This is a genomic window from Croceibacterium sp. TMG7-5b_MA50 (genome assembly GCF_039830145.1).
In the GTDB taxonomy this organism is placed as follows: domain Bacteria; phylum Pseudomonadota; class Alphaproteobacteria; order Sphingomonadales; family Sphingomonadaceae; genus Croceibacterium.
Genome location: NZ_CP156082.1, coordinates 629,581 through 650,650, shown reverse-complemented (window position 1 = coordinate 650,650; position 21,070 = coordinate 629,581). Strand labels below are relative to the sequence as shown.

The following is a 21,070-nucleotide window of genomic DNA, read 5'->3' as shown; positions in this document are numbered from 1 at the left end:
ATTAGGATGCTACTCTCCCGCCAGCGACCGGATGCAAGCCGGCGCGCGGGAGACGAGGCATGGCGATGGTTCGGTTCGCAAGGCGATGTGCCGGTATGGTGGCTGTGGCCACCTGCGCCATCACTGCGCCGCTGCAGGCGCAAGAGGCCGCGCCCAGCTCTCCACCCCAGGCCGGACGCGACATCGAGGTGACGGGACAGCGCCGGCCCGAGGCGGAGGCGCCGCGATACGCCAAGTGCGAGGCACTGGCCCGCGACGGTCACTTCGCCGCGGTGCAGATCGCCCTGTCGCAGATGGGGATGGGCACGGTGCCGCTGCTCGCCCCCACCCGCATGCCGCGCAACCCGGACTGGAATGCAGCGCCGCTCAGCCCGCCGGGATCGCCGGTGCCGGAACTCGGCGAAACCCGGTTCGGCCAGGCGCGCGCCGATCTCGACCCGGCACTGGTCAGCATCGAGCCGGACGATGCGGCGGCTGATCCCTTCGGTAATTCCATCAACAGCCGGGATCAGGCGATCGCCCTGTGCCAGGCGGCATACCAGCCGGGCGGGGCGGACCCGAACTTGCGGGGAAACTGGCCGTTCTCCGCCGACTGGCAGGATTTCGGCGGCCGGCCCGCATCGTTCGTCCCCGGCTTCAATCCGGCCCGGATGGTACGCAACGACCGGACGCTGCCGACCGCGTTCTGGCTGTTCGACCAGCATCGGTATGAGGAATCGCTGGACTGGTTCCGCCGGGCCAGCCGGCGCCTCTCCAGCAATTCGGGCGGGGTGGAAGCGGCGCTGTTCATCGGCAAGCTCAACCTGCTGGCGCCGGGCGCATGGGCCAACCGGGAAGACGGCATCAAGTGGCTGAAGAAGGCCGCGACCTCCCGCTTCAACCCGCAGCAGGACCTGCCCGTGTTCGACCCGGAACAGCCGGAACGCAACACTGCGGTGGGGGAGGCGGCGGTCATCCTCGGCAATGTGTACCGCCATGGCATCGGCGGCGTCGCGCCAGACATGGAGGAGGCGCGCCGCTGGTACGATCGCGCGCTGGATGTCGGCCATCTCGCCGCCGCGCAAATCATGGGCGACATGTCGTTCGAAGGGGTCGGCACCAGGCGCAACGTCCGCCGTGCCGTCCGCTATTATCGACAAGCCGCCCGTTTCGGCCTGCCCTCCGCGCAATACTCGCTCGCGCAGCTGCTGGAGTTCGGCGACGAGGGGGTGCCACAAGATCTGGAGGAGGCATTGGGGTGGTACCGGGAAGCGGCGAATGCCGGACATCCCGGTGCGCTGTTCGCCCTCGCCATCGCGTTCGATCGGGGCGAAGGTGTCCCCCGCAATCTGGATACCGCTCTCGGCTTCTACAAGCAGGCGGCCCTGCTGGGTCACTCCGGCGCCATGACGTCGCTCGGCACCATGTTCTATGATGGCGATGGCCTGCCGCAGGATCTTGCCGCTGCGCGTGAATGGTTCAGGCACGCGGCCGAACGCGGGGATGCGGATGGAATGGCGAACTTCGCCGTCATGGCATCGAAGGGCGAAGGCGGCCCGACAGACAAAGTCGCGGCATGGCACTGGCTGACACGCGCCACCGCCGCCCGGCACGAACGCGCGTCCATGATGCTCTCTGCACTGGAGGCACAGCTCAGTCCGGAGGAACGCCGCGCCCTGTCAGCCAGGGCGGTCGACAGCTGATTTCGCGCCCGCGACGTTCAGTTCAATTCGTCCGGCGGGCTGACGGGAAAGGGCAACGGCACGACCGCGATGCCTTCTTCCAGCAGGCCGCGTGCCTCTTCCGCACTGGCCTGCCCATGGATCGGGGCGGCATCGCGTTCACCATAATGCATCGCGCGCGACTGCTCGGCGAAGCCACGGCCGACCCAGGTGGATTGCGACAGGGCTTTTGCCTGCGCCTTGGCCAGCGCCTCGATCGCCTGCGCGACTTCGGCGGGCACCGGCCCGCGCGCCATTGCCGGAGCCGGAGTGGCGCTCGGCACGCCGGCGGCGGGCGGCGCCGGGTCGGACCGGCGGGCGGCACCTGCCGGACGCTCGACCATCTGGTTGCCCTTGCGCCCTACGGCCGGAGCCATCGGCGCCCGGTTCACCTTTGCCGAACCGCAATGCGGGCATGTGACCAGCCCACGCCCCTGCTGGCTGTCGAAATCGGCGGAGGAGCCGAACCAGCCTTCGAAGCGGTGCTGTCCGTCGCATTGCAGGTCATAGACGATCATGCAGGCGATGTAGCCACCGGCCGGCGGTTGGCAAGGCTCGGCAATTGCGCCCTCACCGCCCGCGTGCGCTCCGCATCGATCTCCGCGAAACCGAGCCCCGGTGCATCCCCACCCATGTCGAGCACGATGTCACCCCAGGGATCGACCACGAGCGAATGGCCGTAGGTGGTGCGGCCATCCGCATGGTGGCCCACCTGCGCCGCGGCGATCACCCAAGCGCTCGCCTCCACCGCACGGGCGCGTTGCAGCAGATGCCAATGCGCCTGCCCGGTCGGTACGGTGAAGGCTGCCGGGGTGGCGATGACATCGCATTCGGCCCGGCCCAGTACGTCGAACAATGCGGGAAAACGGATGTCGTAGCAGACCGTCAATCCCAACCGCCCGATCGGGGTATCCGCCACACTGACGGCAGCCTCGCCCGGCTGGTAAGCGGCGGATTCGCGCCATTTCCCCCCGGTTTCGAGCGTTACGTCGAACATGTGCATCTTGTCGTAATGCGCCACGATGCGGCCGGCGGCATCGATCAGCAGAGACCGGTTGGCAAACTTGCCCTCTGCCCCCGCGCCTTCGGCCACGACCGCCATGGAGCCCAACGCCAGCCACACCCCTTCCCGCGCGGCCGCCGCCGAAAGGCGGGCAAGCTGCGGGTCGGCTCCCTGCGTTGCGATCTGCGCGCGTCCGCGCATCCGGTCGCGATCAATCAGCAGCGACATCTCGGGCGTGAACAGCATCGCCGCGCCACCCGCCCGTGCTTGCGCCAGCGCATCCTCGATGATCGTGGCGTTCGCTTCCGGATCGATGCCGGATGTCATCTGCAACAGCGCGACGCGCGTCACCGGCTAACGGCCCAGCAGGGCGTCCAGCTCGCCCTCACGCTCCAGCCGGGCCAGATCGTCGGATCCGCCGATCGCCTTGCCGCCGATGAAGATCTGCGGCACCGTCGATGCGCCGGGCGCCCGTTCCACCATCTCCGTCCGCTTCGGCCCGCCCATGGTGATGTCATATTCGGTGAATGCAACGCCCTTGCTGTCCAGCAGGCGCTTGGCCCGGTGGCAGTACCCGCAGAAGGCCTTGGTATAGATTTCGACCGTCGGCTCCGTCATGCGACACCTTCCGTTTTCTCCCGCCGCGATGCCTCTTGAACCGGCCGCGACAGGCCATATTTTCCACTCGCCACCCAGCGTGCCGCAATCGGGCGCCGGGGGCAACGGGTGCTGCCAGGGGCAGGCCCGCACATGTCAAATTGCTCAATGGAGGATTTGTTCAGATGAACCGTCTCGATTTCACCCCCTATCGTCGTTCCACCGTCGGCTTTGACCGGCTGTTTGACCTGCTGGAAAACCAAGCGCGCGGTGCTGGTGGCGACAATTTTCCGCCCTTCAACATCGAACGTCGTACCGAAGATGCGTATCGCATCACCCTCGCGGTGGCCGGCTTCCGTGACGGCGACCTCGATATCACCGCGCAGCAGAACCTGCTGGTGGTCCAAGGCCGCAAGCGTGACGAGCAGGCCGATGGCCAGATGCTGCATGTCGGCATCGCCAATCGCGGGTTCGAGCGCCGCTTTGAACTCGCCGACTTCGTGCGGGTCGAACATGCGGAGCTCGCCAACGGGCTGCTGGTGATCGACCTGATCCGCGAAGTGCCTGAAGCCATGAAGCCCAAGAAGATCCGCATCGGTGCGGAGCCTCGGCTGGAAGTCGTGCAGGACGACAAGGGGCAGGCTGACGCTGCCTGACACGTACTGACCGGGGCGGCGCCGTGCAGGTGCCGCCCCTTTTCCCTGATCCGCTTTCCTGACGGCATCAGGCCCATTTCAGGTGTCAACTTAGTGTCAACTTAGGCGGAAGTCTCCGGCGCGACGACGCCCGACCGCCGCCCTGCCCGTGCCTCTCGTGCCCATTCCAGCAGGCACAGCACCACCGCGATCCCGCCGATCCAGGTGACGAACACGAACACCTCGTAATAGCCGCGCTGCTCAATCATCTGGCCCAGCGCACCGCGCCCCAGGGTTCCGACCAGCAGCGTCAGCGACGCTAGCAACGCGTATTGCACCGCGCTGTATCCCTTGGCGACGATCGACGACAGCCACGCAACGTAAGCCGCGCCGGCGATCCCGACGGCTAGGTTCTCCATGCCGATGGTGATCATCAACCGCGCCAGCCGCTCGCTGCCGCCGGGGAACTGCAACACCGCCCAAGTGAAGCCCGTCGCATTGCTGACCGCCTGCATGCGCGCACCGCCCGCCGCCAAGTCAGCGTAAAGCAGGTTCGTCGCCGCCGCCAGCACTGCGCCCAGCGTCAGTGTCGGCATCCGGCCCAGCACCGTCAGCAGCCAGCCCCCCAGCGCCAGACCCAGCACGATCGCCCCGACCCCGAAGAACTTGGACGCGACCGCCACCTCGTCATTGGTGTACTGCAGCTCTCCCAGGTAAAACGGGTAGGCGAAGGTGCCCCAGATCGCGTCGCAGATGCGGTAGGTCAACACCAGGGCCAGGATCAGCACCAGTGACCAGCCCATCCGTCCGACGAACTCCACCAGCGGCACCAGCAGCGCGCGGTAGAGATGGTCCGCCGCGGCATTGCCGCCGATCTCTTCCGCACCGGCCTGCACGACAAATCGCGGGTTCCGCTGCAGGCGGACCAGCCATGCCGCGATAAGCGCCGGCAGCACGATTGTGGCCACTACAATCAGCGGACCAAACGTGGCGGTAAAGGCGGTCGGGTCGGGCCGGTTCTCCGGAATGGCGGTCATGGACCGGATCATGAACCACCCCACGGTGCCAAGCGCCCACACCCACAGCAATCCGACCGCAGCGAGCGCGAGGTTCCGGACGCGGGGGACGAGTTGCCCCACCTCCCGCATGGCTGCGCCTGCCTGATCGATTGTCCGGCTGCCATCCGCATCAGGCGCGAACAGGCCGGCGACGCCGATGGCAAGGAGGATGGCGCCCATCGTCAAATAGGTCTGCGGCCAGCCGATCCGGGCAGCGATGATGAGACCAAGCGCCCCGCCCACCAGCGAGGCAAGCCGGAAGCCCATCTGGTACACGGTCGAAAGGACCTCGATACTCGCGTCCTCATCCGCGATGTCGATCCGCCAGGCATTGATGGCGATGTCCTGCGTCGCGCTGGCAAAGGCGCCTATGGCCGCCAGCAGGGAAAACCAGCCCAGCGCCGCGGCGGGGTCGAGGCCTGCCATCAGCACTAGGATCGCCCCCAGCAGCACCTGCGCCGGCACGATCCACTGCTTGCGCTTGCCCAGCCGTCTGAGACCTGGGATGTTCACGCGGTCGAGCACCGGGGACCACAGGAACTGGAAGGCGTAGGCAAGGCCGATGAGCGAGAACACGCCCATGGTTTCCAGATCGACACCGGCCTCGCTGAGCCAGGCGTACAGAGTGCCCAAGAACAGAGCGAACGGCAGGCCGGACGCGAAGCCGAACAGCGCCATGAAGCCGGTCTTGCGCTGCCCAAGTGCCCGCACCAGCTGCAGCCATGATCCGGTCTGGCGTTTCATACGCTGGCCCTCACTCTCTCCATTGCCAGATATCCGCCCTTCGCACCTACGACACTGTATGGTACCGGACAAAGCCCGTTAACCATGCTGTGATATGCTTCGGAAGGTAGGCTCATGTTCGCGAAGCTTGTCTGCTCCACGATGGGGCATCAGATCAACCGCCACCGCGTATGGCACGACAGTGTCGATTACCGGACGCGATGCGAACGCTGCGGCAGCGAGCTGATCCGCGCAGCGGAAGGCTGGCGCGAGTATGACGGAGCCGAACAGGCGGAAGAACGCCTGCCGCATCCGCGCGAACGCAAGCAGGCGTAAGAACATCACAGGGGACACGCCATCGCGGCGTGTCCCCTGCACATGGTACCAGTAGGCAGGCTGGCTCAGGCCCAGCCAGCCATTTCCTTCTCCAGCCCTTCGACGATCGCTTCGAAGAACTGCTCCGTGGTCATCCACGCCTGCTGCGGACCGATCAGCAGTGCCAGATCCTTGGTCATCTTGCCGCTTTCCACGGTCTCGATGCACACGCGTTCCAGCGTCTCGGCGAAACGAACCACGTCGGGCGTGTTGTCGAACCGGCCGCGATAGATCAGGCCGCGCGTCCAGGCGAAGATGCTGGCGATCGGGTTGGTGCTGGTCGCCTTGCCCTGCTCGTGCTGGCGGAAGTGGCGGGTCACGGTGCCGTGCGCGGCCTCAGCCTCTACGGTCTTGCCGTCGGGCGTCATCAGCACGCTGGTCATCAGGCCCAGCGAGCCGAAGCCCTGCGCGACCTGGTCGGACTGCACATCGCCGTCATAGTTCTTGCACGCCCACACGAACTTACCGTTCCACTTGAGCGCGGAGGCAACCATGTCGTCAATCAGGCGGTGCTCGTAGACGATGCCCGCTTCCTTGAACTTCGCCGCAAAGCCTTCGCTATCGAACACTTCCTGGAACAGGTCCTTGAAGCGGCCATCATACGCCTTCAGAATGGTGTTCTTGGTCGACAGGTACACCGGCCAGCCGCGGTTCAGGCCGTAATTGAAGCTGGCACGGGCGAAGTCGCGGATGGATTCATCCAGGTTGTACATCGCCAGCGCGACGCCCGGCGCCTTGAACTGGTAGACCTCGCGGTCGATGACCTGACCGTCCTCGCCTTCGAACACCAGGCGCAGCGTGCCCGCGCTCGGCACCTTGAAGTCGGTGGCGCGGTACTGGTCTCCGAAGGCGTGACGGCCGACCACGATGGGATCGGTCCAGCCCGGGATCAGGCGCGGCACGTTCTGGATCACGATGGGTTCGCGGAAGATCGTGCCGCCCAGGATGTTGCGGATCGTGCCGTTGGGGGAACGATACATCTCGTGAAGGTTGAACTCCTCCACCCGCGCCTCGTCCGGCGTGATGGTGGCACACTTCACGCCCACGCCGTATTCCTTGATGGCGTTGGCGGAATCGATGGTGATCTGGTCGCGCGTCTCGTCGCGCTTCTCCATCCCGAGATCGTAATACTTCAGGTCGATGTCGAGATAAGGCAGGATCAGCCGCTCGCGGATCCACTGCCAGATGATGCGCGTCATTTCATCGCCGTCGATCTCGACGACGGGGGTTGCGACCTTGATCTTCGCCATGCGGGCCATCCTGTCTGCTGCGGTTGCGTTCCCGCGCGCTTTACGAAGGGGCGTGGCGCAAGGCAAGGATGGGCGGACAGGCCCAGAAAGGAAAAACCCCCGCAATCCAGGACCGGATCGACGGGGGCTTTCGGCCGATGGTGGGCGTAGCAAGGATTGAACTTGCGACCCCTACGATGTCAACATAGTGCTCTACCACTGAGCTATACGCCCGCACCATCGTGGCCGCACCGGCAGCATGCCGCCGGGCAGGCGGGCGAATTAGCGCCGGCTGCACCCATTGGCAAGAGCTCAATGGGACAGTGTCGACGCATCTTCCATAAACAGCCGCTCTATCTCGCTCACCAGCGCCTTCAGGTGGAAGGGCTTCGACAGCATACGGGCGGGCTGGCCGGTGCCGTCGTGCATCTTCAGGCTGACTGCGGCAAAGCCGGTGATGAACATGACGCGGGTTAATGGGCTGATTTCCGCACAGCGCTGTGCCAGTGCGATGCCGTCCATTTCGGGCATGACGATGTCGGACAGCAACAGGTCGTAAGACCCGGATTGAAGGAGCGGCACCGCCTCTGTCCCGCGGTCCACCGCATCCACGGCATAGCCCGCGTGCTGGAGGGCGCGGGAAAGATAATGCCGCATGGCGGCGTCATCCTCCGCCAGCAGGATGCGCATGGTCATGGGCGTTCGATCCGGGATTGTGGCATGTGGCGGACGGGATAGCACACAAGCGTTGACGAATCCTGACCGGCAACCTGTCCGGACGCTTTGACTTGGCCGGGCAAAGGGTCGACGCTGCGCAGCCATGAACGGTCCTGATCCGGTTGGCATCGATTCGCCCAGGCCCGCCGTCATACCGGGCTTGGACGGACAGCCCGCCTTCTCCCTCCACCTGCCTGACGAACCACCCCCGGTGCTAATCGCGGTGCCCCACGCCGGAAGATATTATCCCCCCGCCCTCACTGCCCGCATGCGCTTGCCCAGGGTGGCCAAGCTGCGACTGGAGGATCGGCTGGTCGACCTGGTGGCGCACGCCGTGGCGCGCGAGACCGGCGCCGCGCTGCTGGTGGCCCACGCGCCGAGGGCGATGATCGACCTCAATCGCGGGCCGGCGGACATGGACTGGGATATGGTCACCGGGCTGCCTCCGGGCGAGCGTCCGATCCAGCCATCGTCCACTCGCGCACGTGGCGGGCTAGGCCTGATCCCGCGGCGTTTATCGGGCACGGGAGAGATATGGCGCGGTCCCCTCCCCGCCGGCGAAGTCGAGGCACGGCTGGAGATGGTGCATCGGCCATACCACCAGGCACTTTCCGAGACGCTAGCGAAGCTGCGCAAGCAATGGGGTGCGGCCCTGCTGCTCGATCTGCATTCGATGCCGCCGCTGCCGGTGAGGGAAGATGGCGGCAGGACGCTGTGCGTAATTGGTGACCGTTTCCGCGCTGCCGCCGGTGCCGAGCTGTCGGCGGCGGCGATCAGCCATCTGCAGGACGCCGGATACAGGACTGCGCACAACCGGCCCTATGCCGGCGGATACGTGCTTGATCGTCATGGGCAGCCCACACGCGGCATCCACGCGTTGCAACTGGAGCTTTGCCGCAGCCTCTACCTGGACGAGAACCTGCGGGAGCCCGGGCCAGGCCTGACTGCTATCACCACAGTGATCGCCGGCCTCATCCGGCGTCTGGCCGCCGAATTGGCGTCTGTGCCAGAGCAGCGCTTGGCCGCAGAATGAAAAAACCACCTCGTGCGAAATGCACGAGGTGGCCAAGGTTCAGGGAGGAGACACATCGCGGACGAGGTCCGTCGAGTGTCTATCCAGCCGAGCCATGAGGGGAGCGCCGGCCGAACAATGCAAATCTAGGCTGTTGATTCCCGATTGCAAGACCCGGCCTGGCACAAAAAGACGCATCTGCAGCAAAGCAGCTGCAGCACGTCCGGTCAGAACAACGGCTCAGCCGCCCGGCAGCGAGGCAGCAGCGGCCGCCAGCGTGTCGGCGGCATTGCCGGAATTGGCGCCCGGGCCCTTACCCAGCGCGGTCTGCTTGGCAAAAATCACGCGCATCAGGTCTAGCGACAGGATCTGTGCGAACAGCAGCGGCAGCAGGCCGCTTTCGTTCCACTTTCGCAGCTGGTCCCCGCGAAGCTCCTTCAGCTTGTCCTGGTTGATCATGCGGAAACCACGATAGATATACGGCTGGCCGTCGGGCTGATCGTTGCGCTGAATGGAGACTTCCCCATCCATCAACAGCCCGGCCTTGTTGATCTCGTCAACGAAAGCTTGGGTACGCATGCCGGCTTCCTCGAAGCGCTGGCAGAACTGCAGCAGGCCCTGCGTGTGCTGGCTCGGCTCGCCATTTTCGAACAGTTCCGACCCATCGTCGTACTGGCCGACCAGGTCGCCGGTCGGATCGAAGCACAACGACAGATTATCGGAGCTGCGGTCCAGCTTGGCGAGCAGGAAGGGGTAGCGGCGGATGAATGCGGGGACGTAGAAGTCCTCTGTCGCCTTGCCTTCCTCGTCAAAGAAGACGTTGATACCTTCGTTCAGGCCCATCAGCGCCAGCGGCACCGGATTGTCGCCGGCGGAGAACACGATGGGAAAGTGCCGCTGCGCCTGCGCAAACTCGTCCACGGTCAGCGGAATGGCATGCTGCGTCGCAGCCCAGCGGGCGCGGTCCGTGCTGCGTGCACGCCAGCCGGCATGGTCGCGGCTGTTGAGCGGCATGAGGTCGTTGTAGAACAGGGGCAGGTTGGCTTGCGGCGCGCTGGCCATGTGGAACTCTCCGGTACAGGCGTGTTGCTCGACTTCGCAGAGGTTCCCCCCTCCGCAAAAAAAGGCGAAAGCGCGCCTTAAAGGTCGGCGCTGGCAGGTGCAAGCACGCTGCGCCCCGCGATCCCCGCCGGGAGCAGCTTGCCGGGGTTGAGAATGCCAAGGGGATCAAGCGCCTGCTTGACGGCTTGCAGCACGGCCAGATGAACCGGATCGGCCAGTCGCACCAGTTCGTCCGCCTTCAACTGACCGATACCGTGCTCGGCACTGATGGTGCCGCCCCATCGGGTCACCAGATCATGGACGAACGCACTGATATGCTTGCCCTCGCCCGCCTCCCATGCCGCTCGTTCGCTGCCGGCCGGAGCGATCACATGATAGTGCACGTTTCCATCGCCCAAATGACCGAAGGCAATGGCGCTCGTCCCGGGAAAGCGCGCCTCCGTCAGCGGCACCGCCTCGGCAATGAAGTCGGCCATGCGCGCCACGGGCACGGCGATGTCGTGCTGCATGGCCGGGCCAATCGCACGCTCCGACGCGCTGATCTCTTCCCGCAAGGTCCAGAACTGCTCCGCCTGAGTGTCGTTGGCGGCGATGGTCGCATCCTCGATCAGGTCGGCCTCGAAGCCTTGTTCCAGCAGGTCCTGCGCCATTACCGGCAACCGGTCGGCACCCTCTTTGCCCGAAGCGAGCTCCACCAGCGCATACCAGGCGTGCTCCCCGGCCAAGGGGCTTCGGGTTCCAGGCACATGCGCCAGCACCGCCTGCAGGCTGTGGGCGGGTAAGACCTCAAATCCCTCCAGGACCTCGCCCGCCAGTCGCTCCGCCAGAAGCAGCAATTCGCGCGCAGCGCCGATGGATGGTAGGCCAATCCAGAGGACCTGTCGTGCCGCCAGGGCAGGCACAAGCCGCAATGTGGCGGCGGTGACGATCCCAAGAGTCCCTTCCGACCCGATCAACAACTGCTTGAGGTCGAAGCCGCGATTGTCCTTCTTCAGCGGGGTTAAGGTGTCGAACATCGATCCGTCCGCCAGCACAGCCTGCAGGCCAAGCACCTGTGCCCGCATCGAGCCGTGTCGCAGGACCTGGGTGCCGCCCGCGTTGGTGGAGATCAACCCGCCGATCGTGGCGGAGCCCTTCCCACCCAAGGTCAGCGGGAACCGCAATCCCTCCGCCTCGGCAGCGGAGTGCAGCACCTGCAGCACCACGCCGGCCTCGCACGTCACCTCCCGCGCAGCGCTGTCCATGCGCGTGATCGCGTTCATGCGGCGCAGCGACAGCAACAGCGCTGCCCCCGTATCGTCAGGCGTTGCGCCGCCGGACATGCCGCTGTTGCCGCCCTGCGGCACGATCGGCACGCCATGCGCGGCGCAGAGCCGCACCAGGGCGGCGACTTCCGCCACACTGGCCGGCGATGCAAGCGCGAGGGTTCGGCCGGTGTAACGACCCCGCCAGTCTGTCAACCAAGGCTGCAGCAGATCAGGATCCTGCGTCAGCCCGCGTGGCCCCAGCAATTCGGCAGCAAAGGCTAGGAAGGCGGAGCTATCAATCATGCCGGACCCTTGCCGCTGCGCCCGATGAATGCAAGTCGCGCGCGTTAGCTACGCCAAGCCGTGCCCGCGACAGGTTCAGCCGATGTTCAAACGGGTGCACTACACGGCGTCGGTCAACCGATGAACAGCCCCTTGCTCCTCGTCGCGCCGATCGCCGCCCTGCTGATGCCTTCCGCAGCGCACAGGGATACCGCACTTGATCAGGCGATCGGTGATCAACCGGCGCGTCAGGTCCGCATCGAGCAGCGCGTCATAATCCGCATCGCCCCCGGCGCGGCCCAACAACGCGCCATGCCGCGCCGTTTGACGCAGCAGCCCGCCGGAGATTGCGTACCGGTTGCGGCCATCAGCGGGGTGGAGCCGACGCGGGATAATCGCCTGCTCCTGGTCATGCGCGACCGGAGTCTGCTGACTGCGGAACTGTCCGACGGCTGCGCAGCGGATCATTACTATGCCGGCTTCTACATGGAGCGCAGCAATGATGGTCAGATCTGCGTGCGGCGCGATCACTTGCATGCGCGTGATGGTTCCGATTGCCGGGTCACCAGCTTCCACCAACTCGTCAGCGTCGCCGACTGATCGTTGACTTTTGCGCATTCCTGTGGATAGGCGCGGGGTGATCGTCTGCTAGAGCAGCGGGCGGCTTTTGACCTGCCGGTCGCCTGCGGGAAACCGGCCGCCATACCGGACATTCTTGCCAACATGACCTTTGCCGATCTCGGCCTTTCCGATCAGTTGCTGCGCGCAGTGGAGGCGGCCGGCTATACAGAGCCGACGCCGATCCAGGCGCAGGCGATTCCGCAGGTCCATATGATGAAGGACCTGATCGCCGTTGCACAGACCGGCACGGGCAAGACCGCCAGCTTCGTGCTGCCGATGATCGACATCCTCAGCCATGGTCGGCGCCGCGCACGCATGCCGCGGTCGCTGATCTTGGAGCCGACGCGGGAATTGGCGATGCAGGTCGCCGAAAATTTCGAGAAGTACGGCAAGAACCACGATCTGAAGCTCGCGCTGCTGATCGGCGGCGTGCAGATGGGCGATCAGGTCAAGGCACTGGACGAAGGCGTCGACGTGCTGATCGCCACGCCGGGGCGGCTCATGGACCTGTTCGAACGCGGCAAGATCCTGCTGACAGGATGCGAGCTGCTGGTGATCGACGAGGCGGACCGCATGCTCGACATGGGGTTCATCCCCGATATCGAGTTCATCTGCGAGAAGCTGCCTGGCACCCGCCAGACACTGCTGTTCAGCGCGACCATGCCTGGTCCGATCAAGAAGCTCGCCGACCGCTTCCTGAGCAATCCAAAGTATATCGAGGTCGCTCGCCCCGCGACTGCCAATGTCAACATCACCCAGTTCAAGGTGCCGGTTACCACCCGCCGCAAGCGCGACACGCTGCGCCAGCTGCTGCGGAGCGAGGATGTCCAGACCGGCATTATCTTCGCCAATCGCAAGACCACCGTACGCGAATTGAACAAGAGCCTGCGACGGGATGGCTTCGCCAGTGGGGAGATTCATGGCGACATGGACCAGCCCAGCCGGATGGCGGAGCTCGACCTGTTCAAGCGGGGCAAGATCAACCTGCTGGTGGCAAGTGACGTTGCGGCCCGCGGGCTCGACATCAAGGGCGTAAGCCACGTCTTCAACTTCGATACGCCATGGCATCCGGATGATTATGTCCACCGCATCGGCCGAACGGGCCGTGCAGGTGCCAAGGGCCGTGCCTTCACCTTCGTCGCGGACGAGGATGCGGAGGCGATCGCCAATGTCGAAAAGCTGACCGGCATGCAGATACCAGTCTACGCGCTGGAGGATGCTGAAGCCATCCCAGCAATCGACCAGGAGATTGCAGCACCCAAGCAGCGCGTGGAACGGACAGCGCCGGCCGAACAGTCCCGACGGTCCGAGCCGCGCGGGCGCCGTCTGCGCGAAGATGAACCGCGTCGCGCCGACCTCCGGGAAGATCGCCCCGCCCGCCCGCTTGAGGAACGGGAACCGCGTCGCCGCGAATACCCGGTGGAACCACCCAGCGCGCCCGGCGAGTGGAACGGCCCGGTCCCTGGCTTCCTGGCGGTCTCTGCGCTGTAGGATCAACGGGAGTACCAATTTTTTTGGCAGCTGCGCTGGTTAGGCGGACCTAGTCACCGGCGGCTATGACAACACTCGCGCGACAGAAAACGCTGACCGCACTGAGCGAGAAGGAGAAGGAAACCCTTCGCCTGATCGTTCGCGGGCACGATGCAAAGTCGATCGCGCGAGATCTCGACATATCGGTTCACACGATTAACGAGCGTCTGCGCGGTGCGCGGCGCAAGCTGGAAGTGTCCAGCAGCCGCGAGGCGGCGCGCTTGCTTCCAGAGGCGGAGAGCGTCAATCTTCCGGCGATGCCCAAAACCCATGGGCACACGCCAATAGCAGCAGACGATATCAGGATCGCACCCGATCATCTGCCCGCGTCGATCGACGACGCAGCAGGGAGAGCTGACCGCTCAACTCGGACCTTCCTTGGAGTAGCCCTCATGATTGTTGCCCTCGGCCTGCTGGCGCTTACCACCCTGCCACAAACCGCTGCCCCCACCGACACCGCCGCAACGCCTGCTATCGTGCAGTCGCCCCGCGATCCGGCCATCGTCGATGCAGCCCTCCGCTTTCTCCAGCTGGTCGATACCGGTCGTTGGAACGACAGCTACGAGGCGACTGGTGCTGCCTTCCGAGAGCTAAATACGGCAGACATATGGGCCACGACATCGGAACGGGTCCGTACGCCGCTGGGTCGCGTAATCTCACGCACCTTCCTCAGTCAGGAAAACCTGCCTGCCCCGCCCGCCGGTTACGAAGTGGTCAAGTTCACCGCCCAGTTCACCAATAGCGATAGCCCATCCGTCGAAACGATGACGCTCGACCGAGAGAACGGCCGCTGGTATGTGGTTGGCGTTACGATCGGCTGATCCGCGACGTCATGCCAACTTGATGAAGCTGTCGATCACCCGCTTGCGGCCACTGGTTTCGAATTCGATCTCCAGCTTGTTGCCGTCTTGCGACAGCACGGCGCCGTAACCAAACTTCTCGTGGAACACTCGCGCGCCGACAGCAACGTCGCCGCGCGGCTTCGCGGCGAAACTGGCGGCTGAGCGGGTGCTTTCTCGTACCCGCGTCGCCACCGTTTCGTAACCGGTCGCAAGCGCGCGCTGCCACCCGGGCCCGCGCTGCTGCACCCGGTCGGGCGCGCTCTGCGCCAGATGGGCGAACGGGTCTTCCGTTTCCGTCCAGTTGGCCCGCCAGAGCGATGCCCCACCGGTCATCGTCGTTTCCACCGCCACATGCGCCGCCGGCAGTTCTCCCACGAAGCGACTGGGGATTGAACTGGTCCATTGGCCGTAGATGCGTCGGTTCGCCGCGTGTAGGATGGTACAGCGGCGCCGCGCCCGGGTGATTGCGACATAGGCCAAGCGGCGCTCCTCCTCCAGGCTGGCGAGTCCGCCTTCATCCAAAGCGCGCTGGCTGGGGAACACGCCTTCCTCCCAGCCGGGTAGGAAGACGTTATCGAACTCCAGCCCCTTGGCGGCATGGATGGTCATGATGGTGACCTTCTCGGTCTCGTCCGCCCGCTCGTTATCCATGACGAGGCTGACATGCTCCAGGAAGTCGCCGAGAGTCTCGTATTCCTCCATGGCCCGTGCCAGCTCAATCAGGTTCTCCGCCCGGCCGGCGCTTTCGGCGGAACGCTCCGCCTTCAACATCGCGTCATAGCCGGACTGGTCCAGCACCGTGCGGAGGAGCTCGGCCGGTGTGACCGTGTCGGACATATCCCTCCAGCGCAGGAAATCGCGCATCAGCCCACCGATCGTCGCCGCGGCACGGGCCGGCAACTCGTCGCTGTCTGCGAGTTCTCGCGTTGCCGCCGCAAGCGGCAGTCCGGTGCGGCGCGCGTGGCTGTGCATCTTTTCCAGCGTCTTGGCGCCAATTCCGCGCTTGGGCTGGTTATGGATGCGCTCGAAAGCGAGGTCGTCACTCGGCTGTGCGATCACCCGTAGATAAGCCAGTGCGTCCCTGATCTCCGCCCGATCGTAGAAGCGGAAGCCGCCTACGATGCGGTAATTGAGACCGATCTGGACGAAACGATCCTCGAACTCCCGCGTCTGGTATTGCGCCCGCACCAGAATGGCCACGCGGTCCAGCGGCGCACCCTCACGCTCCAGCCGCTCGATCTCCTCACCAACGCGGCGCGCCTCCTCGGCAGCGTCCCACACGCCGATCACCCGCACCTTGTCGCCGCCACCGGCCTCGGTCCACAAGGTCTTGCCCAGCCGCTCGCTGTTGGCGGCGATCAGGCCTGATGCCGCCGCCAGGATTTCGGGGGTGGACCGATAATTCTGTTCCAGGCGGATAACTGCGGCGCCGGGAAAGTCCTTCTCAAACCGCAGTATGTTGGCGACTTCCGCCCCGCGCCAGGAATAGATCGACTGATCATCGTCCCCAACCACGCAGATGTTACGCCGATCCTGCGCCAGCAACCTCAGCCACAGGTACTGGACGGCGTTGGTGTCTTGGTATTCGTCCACCATAACGTATTTGAATCGGCGCTGATACTGTTCCAACACGTCGCGGTGCTGCCGCAGGATGTTCAGCATGTGCAGCAGCAGGTCGCCGAAATCGCACGCGTTCAACGCCTGTAAGCGCGCCTGGTACAGGGTGTAGAACTGCGTGCCCTTGCCATTCACCCACGCCTCGTTCTCCACGGCGTCGAGCTGATCGGGGTTGAGGCCGCGGTTCTTCCATCGGTCGATCAGTCCGGCGAGCTGCCGCGCAGGCCAGCGCTTCTCGTCCACATTGTGCTCGACGATCAGCTGCTTGAGCAGGCGCAGCTGGTCGTCGGTGTCGATGATTGTGAAGTTGGGCTGCAGTCCCGCCAGCTCGGCATGCCGGCGCAGCATGCGCGCGCAGATCGAATGGAATGTGCCAAGCCACGGCATGCCTTCCACCGCGTCGCCGATCAGCGTCCCGACTCGGTGGCGCATCTCGCGCGCGGCCTTGTTGGTGAAGGTCACACACAGAATCTCGCTCGGCCATGCACGCCTTGTGCCCACCAGCCATGCAAGCCGTGCCGTAAGCGCCGCGGTCTTGCCTGTACCGGCACCGGCCAGCATCAGCACCGGTCCTTCGGTGGTAAGCACGGCCTGTCGCTGCGGCGTGTTCAATCCTGTCAACCAGGGTGGCGCATCGTCCGGCATGGCGAGGGCGGATGGGGCGGCAACTTCATTCACGGTGAACAGGTAGAGAACATAGGGTTCAGAGGCAAGCCCGTGCCTGGCCGCTGAACGCAGGTACGAAGCGTTCCCGGGGTGAGACAAGCGGCGGAACGCCCCTAAGCTGCGATGCGTTGCCGCGACACACTACAAGCAGGTAGCACAACATATTGGGAGTGCGATCAATGCGTAACATGTTCCTCGCCGGGATCGGCGCCGCCGCGATGATGCTTTCTCCGGCGATCGCCGACGCCCAGCAGCAAAGCCCTCCGGGCACGCAGCAGACGCCGCCGGCCGGCACAGGCACCACCATGCCGGGCCAGAGCACCACCGGTACGACCACCACCGCCCCGCCCGGAACTATGCCGGGCTCTCGTGGCACGACGACGACTACCCCCTCGACTACGTCCCGACCGTCGACCATGCCGGGTACCTCGACGACAACCCGTCAACCGGGCACGACCACAGTACCGAGTGCCGGCCAGACGATGCCGCCGCGTGGCGCCACGGGCACCGGCTCTACCGGGAGCACCATGGGCACCGGCGGCACTATGGGTGCAGGCGGCGCGATGGGCAGCGGATCGACCACGACCACCCGCTCGACGACAGGCACCGGCACCACAACGGGCACGACATCGACGATGAGCGGCGGCAGCACACGCCCTGCTGCCGGACAGCCGCAGTATACCAGCAACCAGATGGTGCAGGCGACCCCCGGTCACACGCGACCGGCTGAGTACCCCACCTGCAGCCGGACGGTAACGGACAGCTGCGTCAATCGCGGCGCGCGTTGATCGCCAGCGTTTCAGGCCGTCCCTCCAGTGAGAGGGGCGGCCTTTTCGAGCTAGTCTAAGTTGGGGCGCGCCAGCACCAGGCGCGCTGCACCAACCTTGCGTTCGGCATCGATGGTGAAGGCTGGCAGGCGCGCGTCTTCCTTCGCGCCGACCTCCAGCGCAATCCAACTAGCGGGCCCGATCCAGCCAAGTCGGATCATTCGGTCGAGCGCAACACCACCTGTTCCACTGCCGTAAGGCGGATCAAGCAGCACCAGATCGAGCATCTGCCGCGCAGGACCGATTTGCGTTGCCGAGCCCGCATGCACGTTGCATCGCGCCTGCGCACGCAAGGACGCGATGTTGGCCCGCAGCACCCGCAACGCGGCGGCGTCCTGCTCCACGAACAGGCAACTGGCCGCTCCGCGAGACAAAGCTTCCAGTCCCAGGGCGCCTGACCCAGCGAACAGATCCGCCACTGCCAGTCCATCGAAGCTGCCCAGGCGGCTCGCAAGCATGGAGAACAGCGTTTCACGCGTACGATCCGCCGTCGGCCGTGTCGCGTCGCCTGCCGGCGCACGCAATGGATGGCGCCGCCATTCGCCAGCGACGATCCTCATGACCGCCGGCCACGCGGCGGTGCGGATCGCATCGAGTTTGCACCCGTCGATCGGCGTCCCCCGGTTTGAGCCCGCTGCGCCGCGCCATCTTTCGGCGCAGCCCTGCCGGCAGCCTTGCGGATTCCGCCGGCGAAGCGTTCCACCATCTCCCGCGGCACCTCGTCGGCGCCGCCGCGCGGCAGGTCACCTAGCGGGAATGGGCCATAGGCGGTGCGTAGCAGACGACTGACCTGCAAGCCCAGGTGCTCCAGCACGCGGCGCACTTCCCGGTTCTTGCCCTCGCTCAAAGTCAGCTCAATCCACTGGTTGCGACCCGTGCGCCGCTCAAGATTGGCGTCGATCCGGCCGTACCGCACTCCATCCACCGTGATGCCTTCGATCAGACCTTCAAGCTGCGTCTGGCTGATCTCTCCGAAAGTACGCGCCCGATAGGTGCGCGGCACACCATTGGCGGGCAGTTCAAGCAAACGCTTGAACGCGCCGTCATTGGTCATCAGCAGTAGCCCTTCGGTATTGAGGTCCAACCGGCCGATCGGCATCAGCCGTCCGGTCCCCTCCGGCAGGGCATTGCGCAGGGCGTTGTAGATCGTCGGTCGGCCGGCCGGGTCCCGCTCCGCCGTCAGCAACCCGGCGGGCTTGTGAAAACGGAAGAGCCGGGTGCGTTCGGGCTCCGCCACGGGCTGCCCATCCACGGTGATGCCGCGCAGGGATGGCAGCACCGTCGCGGGCGTCGTCAGCAACACGCCATCAAGCGCGATGCGCCCGTCGGCGATCATTCGCTCAATTTCCCGGCGGCTGGCTACGCCTGCGCGCGCCAGCAGCTTGGCGATCCGTTCGCCCGCGCGATCCTGTTCCTGTTCGGCCATTGCCGGCGCATAGCGATGATGAGGGGCAGCGCCAATCACTTCGCGGCGCTTCACAAAGGGGAGATGCGACATTGTCATGGCGCCTGCTTCCATGAATAGAGCATGGCATGCATGGCACCGAAATCTCCCCCGACCTGTCCGACGCGCTGGTGATCCTTGGTGCAGCCGGCATCGTCATTCCGGTCTTTGCCCGATTTCGCATCACACCCATCATCGGCTTCATCCTGGTCGGCCTGCTGGTCGGGCCATACGGCCTTGGCCGGATAGTCGATACGCAGCCATGGCTGACCTGGATCACCATCAGCGACCCTGAAGGCCTGGCGCCCTTCGCCGAATTTGGCATCGTGCTGCTGCTGTTCACCATTGGGCTGGAGCTAAGCTTCAATCGCTTATGGGCGATGCGCCGGCTTGTCTTCGGACTGGGGGCGCTGGAACTCATCATCAATGCGCTGCTGCTGACCGGCCTGCTACTGCTGCTGGGCCAGTACTGGACCGGCGCGCTGGGTCTGGGCCTGGCACTGGCGCTCTCCTCCACTGCGCTGGTTCTGCCGATCGCCGGCACGCACACGCCGGTCGGCCGGGCAGCACTGGCGATGCTGCTGTTCGAGGATATCGCCATCGTCCCGATCATCTTCCTGTTAGGCGCGCTGGCGCCCTTTGCCGACACCGGTGGGCTGGATGGTCTTGCCGGCACGATCCTGCTGGGCGTCGTGGTGGTCGGCGGGATGATGGTGGGTGGCCGCTATGCCCTGCCCTATCTGTTCGCGCAGGCGGCCCGGACCAAGAGCCCGGAACTGTTCCTGGCCGCGTCGCTGCTGGTTGTTATCGGCGCAAGTCTCGCCACGGGGCTCATCGGTCTTTCTCCGATCGTCGGCGCGCTGGTGGCCGGCCTGCTGATTGCGGAGACGGAGTACCACGTCGAGGTCGAGGCGATCATGGAACCGTTCAAGGGCCTCGCCCTCGGCGTGTTCCTGCTGACCGTGGGCATGGGCATCGATCTGCTGGCGCTGTGGGACAATCTGGGGCCGATCGCGCTGGCGGTGGTCTGTGTCCTGGTGCTGAAGGCGCTGGTGACCGGCGCTTTGCTGCGACTGATGGGCGCCCGACGCAGCACGGCGGCGGAGGGTGGCATTCTGATGGCAAGTCCGTCGGAAACCACCTTGATCGTGCTTGCCACGGCTGCCAGCGCGCAGCTGATCCAGCCTGGCACAGCCCAGTTCTGGCAAATGGTCACTGCTATCGGGCTGACCATCACGCCGTTGCTGGCGGGTCTTGGCCGGCTGGTCGGCCGGCGGGTGGAACCAGCTCCGGTCTTTGCCGAGGAGGATGTCGCAACGGAGGAGCCGCGCGCTATGATAATCGGCTGCGGCCGGGTCGGACGGCTGGTGGCGGAGATGCTGCGGCGCCATGGCAAGCCGTACCTCGCCATTGATGCCGATGCGGACTTGGTGCAGCGTTGCCGCATCGACGGGTTCAACGCGGTATTTGCCAATGGCGCGCGGCTCGACGCGCTCGAACGATTAGGTCTCGACCAGGCGCCCGCCGTGATCCTGACGATGGACGAACCGGTGCTGGCGCAGCGCATCACGCGCAAGCTGCGCACTGCCTATCCCGACCTGCCGATCATCGCCCGTGCCCGCGACACGGAGCATGCGGCCGCCCTGTACCGCAGCGGCGCCACCACCGCCGTACCTGAGACGCTGGAAAGCAGCCTGCAATTGTCTGAAGCGGTGCTGGTCGATCTGGGAGTGCCGATGGGCCCGGTGATCGCCTCCATCCACGAGAAGCGGGACGAGTATCGTGATGCGATCATGGAAGGCGGCGCCCTGGATCACAAGCCCAAGCTGCGCACCAGTACGGCAGGCTGACGTCGACCACTGAACCAAGCCGCCATCAGGGCG

The 21,070-nt window shown here is 65.3% G+C and carries 20 protein-coding genes and 1 tRNA gene; 9 read left to right on the top strand and 12 right to left on the bottom strand.

The annotated features are described in order from the left end of the window. Window positions 1–95 precede the first annotated feature (95 nt). Window positions 96–1,682, top strand: coding sequence for a tetratricopeptide repeat protein (locus V5740_RS03235; protein WP_347303652.1), 1,587 nt, complete (start codon window positions 96–98; stop codon window positions 1,680–1,682). A 17-nt stretch (window positions 1,683–1,699) separates the two neighbouring features. On the opposite strand, the gene V5740_RS03230 is transcribed toward V5740_RS03235, so the two are convergent. Genes V5740_RS03230 through grxC form a run of 3 tightly spaced genes read right to left on the bottom strand, consistent with a single transcriptional unit; the run spans window position 1,700 to window position 3,321 of the window. After that, window positions 1,700–2,218: a DUF1178 family protein gene (locus V5740_RS03230; RefSeq protein WP_347303651.1), complete on the bottom strand. Its 519-nt coding sequence runs from the start codon at window positions 2,216–2,218 to the stop codon at window positions 1,700–1,702. Beyond that, window positions 2,215–3,054, bottom strand: a complete 840-nt coding sequence (locus V5740_RS03225; protein WP_347303650.1) for a carbon-nitrogen hydrolase family protein — start codon at window positions 3,052–3,054, stop codon at window positions 2,215–2,217. Before V5740_RS03225 ends, V5740_RS03230 begins: the two co-directional genes overlap by 4 nt. A gap of 3 nt (window positions 3,055–3,057) precedes the next feature. Beyond that, the gene (gene grxC, locus V5740_RS03220; RefSeq protein ID WP_347303649.1) at window positions 3,058–3,321 is read right to left on the bottom strand and encodes a glutaredoxin 3; all 264 of its coding nucleotides are present in this window, start codon (window positions 3,319–3,321) and stop codon (window positions 3,058–3,060) included. Window positions 3,322–3,485: 164 nt separating this feature from the next. Between grxC and V5740_RS03215 the strand changes: the two genes are divergently transcribed. Further along, window positions 3,486–3,956, top strand: coding sequence for an Hsp20 family protein (locus V5740_RS03215; RefSeq protein ID WP_347303648.1), 471 nt, complete (start codon window positions 3,486–3,488; stop codon window positions 3,954–3,956). Between the two features lie 101 nt (window positions 3,957–4,057). On the opposite strand, the gene V5740_RS03210 is transcribed toward V5740_RS03215, so the two are convergent. Then, window positions 4,058–5,737 (bottom strand): MFS transporter, encoded by a 1,680-nt coding sequence (locus tag V5740_RS03210; RefSeq protein ID WP_347303647.1) that lies wholly within the window; start codon window positions 5,735–5,737, stop codon window positions 4,058–4,060. A 114-nt stretch (window positions 5,738–5,851) separates the two neighbouring features. Here V5740_RS03210 and V5740_RS03205 point away from each other — a divergent pair, with 114 nt between their 5' ends. Continuing rightward, a complete protein-coding gene (locus tag V5740_RS03205; protein WP_347303646.1) occupies window positions 5,852–6,052 on the top strand; it encodes a hypothetical protein in 201 nt (66 codons plus the stop codon). A 65-nt stretch (window positions 6,053–6,117) separates the two neighbouring features. Here V5740_RS03205 and V5740_RS03200 read toward each other — a convergent pair whose 3' ends face one another. The 3 genes from V5740_RS03200 to V5740_RS03190 form a co-directional block, all read right to left on the bottom strand. Next, window positions 6,118–7,341: an NADP-dependent isocitrate dehydrogenase gene (locus V5740_RS03200; RefSeq protein ID WP_347303645.1), complete on the bottom strand. Its 1,224-nt coding sequence runs from the start codon at window positions 7,339–7,341 to the stop codon at window positions 6,118–6,120. A gap of 138 nt (window positions 7,342–7,479) precedes the next feature. Then, window positions 7,480–7,554: transfer RNA gene (locus tag V5740_RS03195), tRNA-Val, on the bottom strand. 78 nt (window positions 7,555–7,632) lie between these two features. Next, the gene (locus V5740_RS03190) at window positions 7,633–8,016 is read right to left on the bottom strand and encodes a response regulator (RefSeq protein WP_347303644.1); all 384 of its coding nucleotides are present in this window, start codon (window positions 8,014–8,016) and stop codon (window positions 7,633–7,635) included. A 124-nt stretch (window positions 8,017–8,140) separates the two neighbouring features. Here V5740_RS03190 and V5740_RS03185 point away from each other — a divergent pair, with 124 nt between their 5' ends. Continuing rightward, the gene (locus V5740_RS03185; protein WP_347303643.1) at window positions 8,141–9,070 is read left to right on the top strand and encodes an N-formylglutamate amidohydrolase; all 930 of its coding nucleotides are present in this window, start codon (window positions 8,141–8,143) and stop codon (window positions 9,068–9,070) included. Between the two features lie 219 nt (window positions 9,071–9,289). Here V5740_RS03185 and V5740_RS03180 read toward each other — a convergent pair whose 3' ends face one another. Both V5740_RS03180 and V5740_RS03175 read right to left on the bottom strand, forming a co-directional pair. Beyond that, on the bottom strand, window positions 9,290–10,111 hold the full coding sequence (locus tag V5740_RS03180) for a SapC family protein (protein ID WP_347303642.1): 822 nt from the start codon (window positions 10,109–10,111) through the stop codon (window positions 9,290–9,292). Window positions 10,112–10,188: 77 nt separating this feature from the next. Continuing rightward, window positions 10,189–11,661 carry an FAD-binding oxidoreductase gene (locus tag V5740_RS03175; protein ID WP_347303641.1) on the bottom strand — a complete coding sequence of 491 codons (1,473 nt, stop codon included), beginning with the start codon at window positions 11,659–11,661 and terminating at the stop codon, window positions 10,189–10,191. A 120-nt stretch (window positions 11,662–11,781) separates the two neighbouring features. Between V5740_RS03175 and V5740_RS03170 the strand changes: the two genes are divergently transcribed. From V5740_RS03170 to V5740_RS03160, 3 genes are all read left to right on the top strand, one after another. Continuing rightward, the gene (locus V5740_RS03170; protein ID WP_347303640.1) at window positions 11,782–12,240 is read left to right on the top strand and encodes a hypothetical protein; all 459 of its coding nucleotides are present in this window, start codon (window positions 11,782–11,784) and stop codon (window positions 12,238–12,240) included. 123 nt (window positions 12,241–12,363) lie between these two features. After that, window positions 12,364–13,752: a DEAD/DEAH box helicase gene (locus V5740_RS03165; RefSeq protein WP_347303639.1), complete on the top strand. Its 1,389-nt coding sequence runs from the start codon at window positions 12,364–12,366 to the stop codon at window positions 13,750–13,752. Between the two features lie 65 nt (window positions 13,753–13,817). Continuing rightward, window positions 13,818–14,612, top strand: coding sequence for a DUF4019 domain-containing protein (locus V5740_RS03160; protein ID WP_347303638.1), 795 nt, complete (start codon window positions 13,818–13,820; stop codon window positions 14,610–14,612). 9 nt (window positions 14,613–14,621) lie between these two features. Here the strand turns inward: V5740_RS03160 and V5740_RS03155 are convergent, their stop codons facing one another. Beyond that, complete coding sequence (locus V5740_RS03155) at window positions 14,622–16,895, bottom strand: UvrD-helicase domain-containing protein (protein ID WP_347304427.1); 2,274 nt, start codon at window positions 16,893–16,895, stop codon at window positions 14,622–14,624. Between the two features lie 200 nt (window positions 16,896–17,095). Here V5740_RS03155 and V5740_RS03150 point away from each other — a divergent pair, with 200 nt between their 5' ends. Further along, complete coding sequence (locus V5740_RS03150) at window positions 17,096–17,704, top strand: hypothetical protein (RefSeq protein ID WP_347303637.1); 609 nt, start codon at window positions 17,096–17,098, stop codon at window positions 17,702–17,704. Window positions 17,705–17,754: 50 nt separating this feature from the next. Here the strand turns inward: V5740_RS03150 and rsmD are convergent, their stop codons facing one another. Beyond that, window positions 17,755–18,303 (bottom strand): 16S rRNA (guanine(966)-N(2))-methyltransferase RsmD, encoded by a 549-nt coding sequence (gene rsmD, locus V5740_RS03145; RefSeq protein WP_347303636.1) that lies wholly within the window; start codon window positions 18,301–18,303, stop codon window positions 17,755–17,757. Next, window positions 18,300–19,169, bottom strand: coding sequence for a pseudouridine synthase (locus V5740_RS03140; protein ID WP_347303635.1), 870 nt, complete (start codon window positions 19,167–19,169; stop codon window positions 18,300–18,302). Before V5740_RS03140 ends, rsmD begins: the two co-directional genes overlap by 4 nt. Window positions 19,170–19,276: 107 nt before the next feature. On the opposite strand from V5740_RS03140, the gene V5740_RS03135 reads away from it, so the two are divergent. After that, window positions 19,277–21,037: a cation:proton antiporter gene (locus tag V5740_RS03135; protein WP_347303634.1), complete on the top strand. Its 1,761-nt coding sequence runs from the start codon at window positions 19,277–19,279 to the stop codon at window positions 21,035–21,037. The last annotated feature ends 33 nt before the right edge of the window (window positions 21,038–21,070 follow it).

Excerpts from the sequence above, each read along its gene's own strand:
- V5740_RS03235 (WP_347303652.1), top strand. The coding sequence starts at position 96 with ATGGTGGCTGTGGCCACCTGCGCCATCACTGCGCCGCTGCAGGCGCAA.
- V5740_RS03230 (WP_347303651.1), bottom strand. The coding sequence starts at position 2,218 with ATGATCGTCTATGACCTGCAATGCGACGGACAGCACCGCTTCGAAGGC.
- grxC (WP_347303649.1), bottom strand. The coding sequence starts at position 3,321 with ATGACGGAGCCGACGGTCGAAATCTATACCAAGGCCTTCTGCGGGTAC.
- V5740_RS03215 (WP_347303648.1), top strand. The coding sequence starts at position 3,486 with ATGAACCGTCTCGATTTCACCCCCTATCGTCGTTCCACCGTCGGCTTT.
- V5740_RS03210 (WP_347303647.1), bottom strand. The coding sequence starts at position 5,737 with ATGAAACGCCAGACCGGATCATGGCTGCAGCTGGTGCGGGCACTTGGG.
- V5740_RS03205 (WP_347303646.1), top strand. The coding sequence starts at position 5,852 with ATGTTCGCGAAGCTTGTCTGCTCCACGATGGGGCATCAGATCAACCGC.
- V5740_RS03200 (WP_347303645.1), bottom strand. The coding sequence starts at position 7,341 with ATGGCGAAGATCAAGGTCGCAACCCCCGTCGTCGAGATCGACGGCGAT.
- V5740_RS03190 (WP_347303644.1), bottom strand. The coding sequence starts at position 8,016 with ATGACCATGCGCATCCTGCTGGCGGAGGATGACGCCGCCATGCGGCAT.
- V5740_RS03185 (WP_347303643.1), top strand. The coding sequence starts at position 8,141 with ATGAACGGTCCTGATCCGGTTGGCATCGATTCGCCCAGGCCCGCCGTC.
- V5740_RS03180 (WP_347303642.1), bottom strand. The coding sequence starts at position 10,111 with ATGGCCAGCGCGCCGCAAGCCAACCTGCCCCTGTTCTACAACGACCTC.
- V5740_RS03175 (WP_347303641.1), bottom strand. The coding sequence starts at position 11,661 with ATGATTGATAGCTCCGCCTTCCTAGCCTTTGCTGCCGAATTGCTGGGG.
- V5740_RS03170 (WP_347303640.1), top strand. The coding sequence starts at position 11,782 with ATGAACAGCCCCTTGCTCCTCGTCGCGCCGATCGCCGCCCTGCTGATG.
- V5740_RS03165 (WP_347303639.1), top strand. The coding sequence starts at position 12,364 with ATGACCTTTGCCGATCTCGGCCTTTCCGATCAGTTGCTGCGCGCAGTG.
- V5740_RS03160 (WP_347303638.1), top strand. The coding sequence starts at position 13,818 with ATGACAACACTCGCGCGACAGAAAACGCTGACCGCACTGAGCGAGAAG.
- V5740_RS03155 (WP_347304427.1), bottom strand. The coding sequence starts at position 16,895 with ATGCCGGACGATGCGCCACCCTGGTTGACAGGATTGAACACGCCGCAG.
- V5740_RS03150 (WP_347303637.1), top strand. The coding sequence starts at position 17,096 with ATGCGTAACATGTTCCTCGCCGGGATCGGCGCCGCCGCGATGATGCTT.
- rsmD (WP_347303636.1), bottom strand. The coding sequence starts at position 18,303 with ATGAGGATCGTCGCTGGCGAATGGCGGCGCCATCCATTGCGTGCGCCG.
- V5740_RS03140 (WP_347303635.1), bottom strand. The coding sequence starts at position 19,169 with ATGGCCGAACAGGAACAGGATCGCGCGGGCGAACGGATCGCCAAGCTG.
- V5740_RS03135 (WP_347303634.1), top strand. The coding sequence starts at position 19,277 with ATGCATGGCACCGAAATCTCCCCCGACCTGTCCGACGCGCTGGTGATC.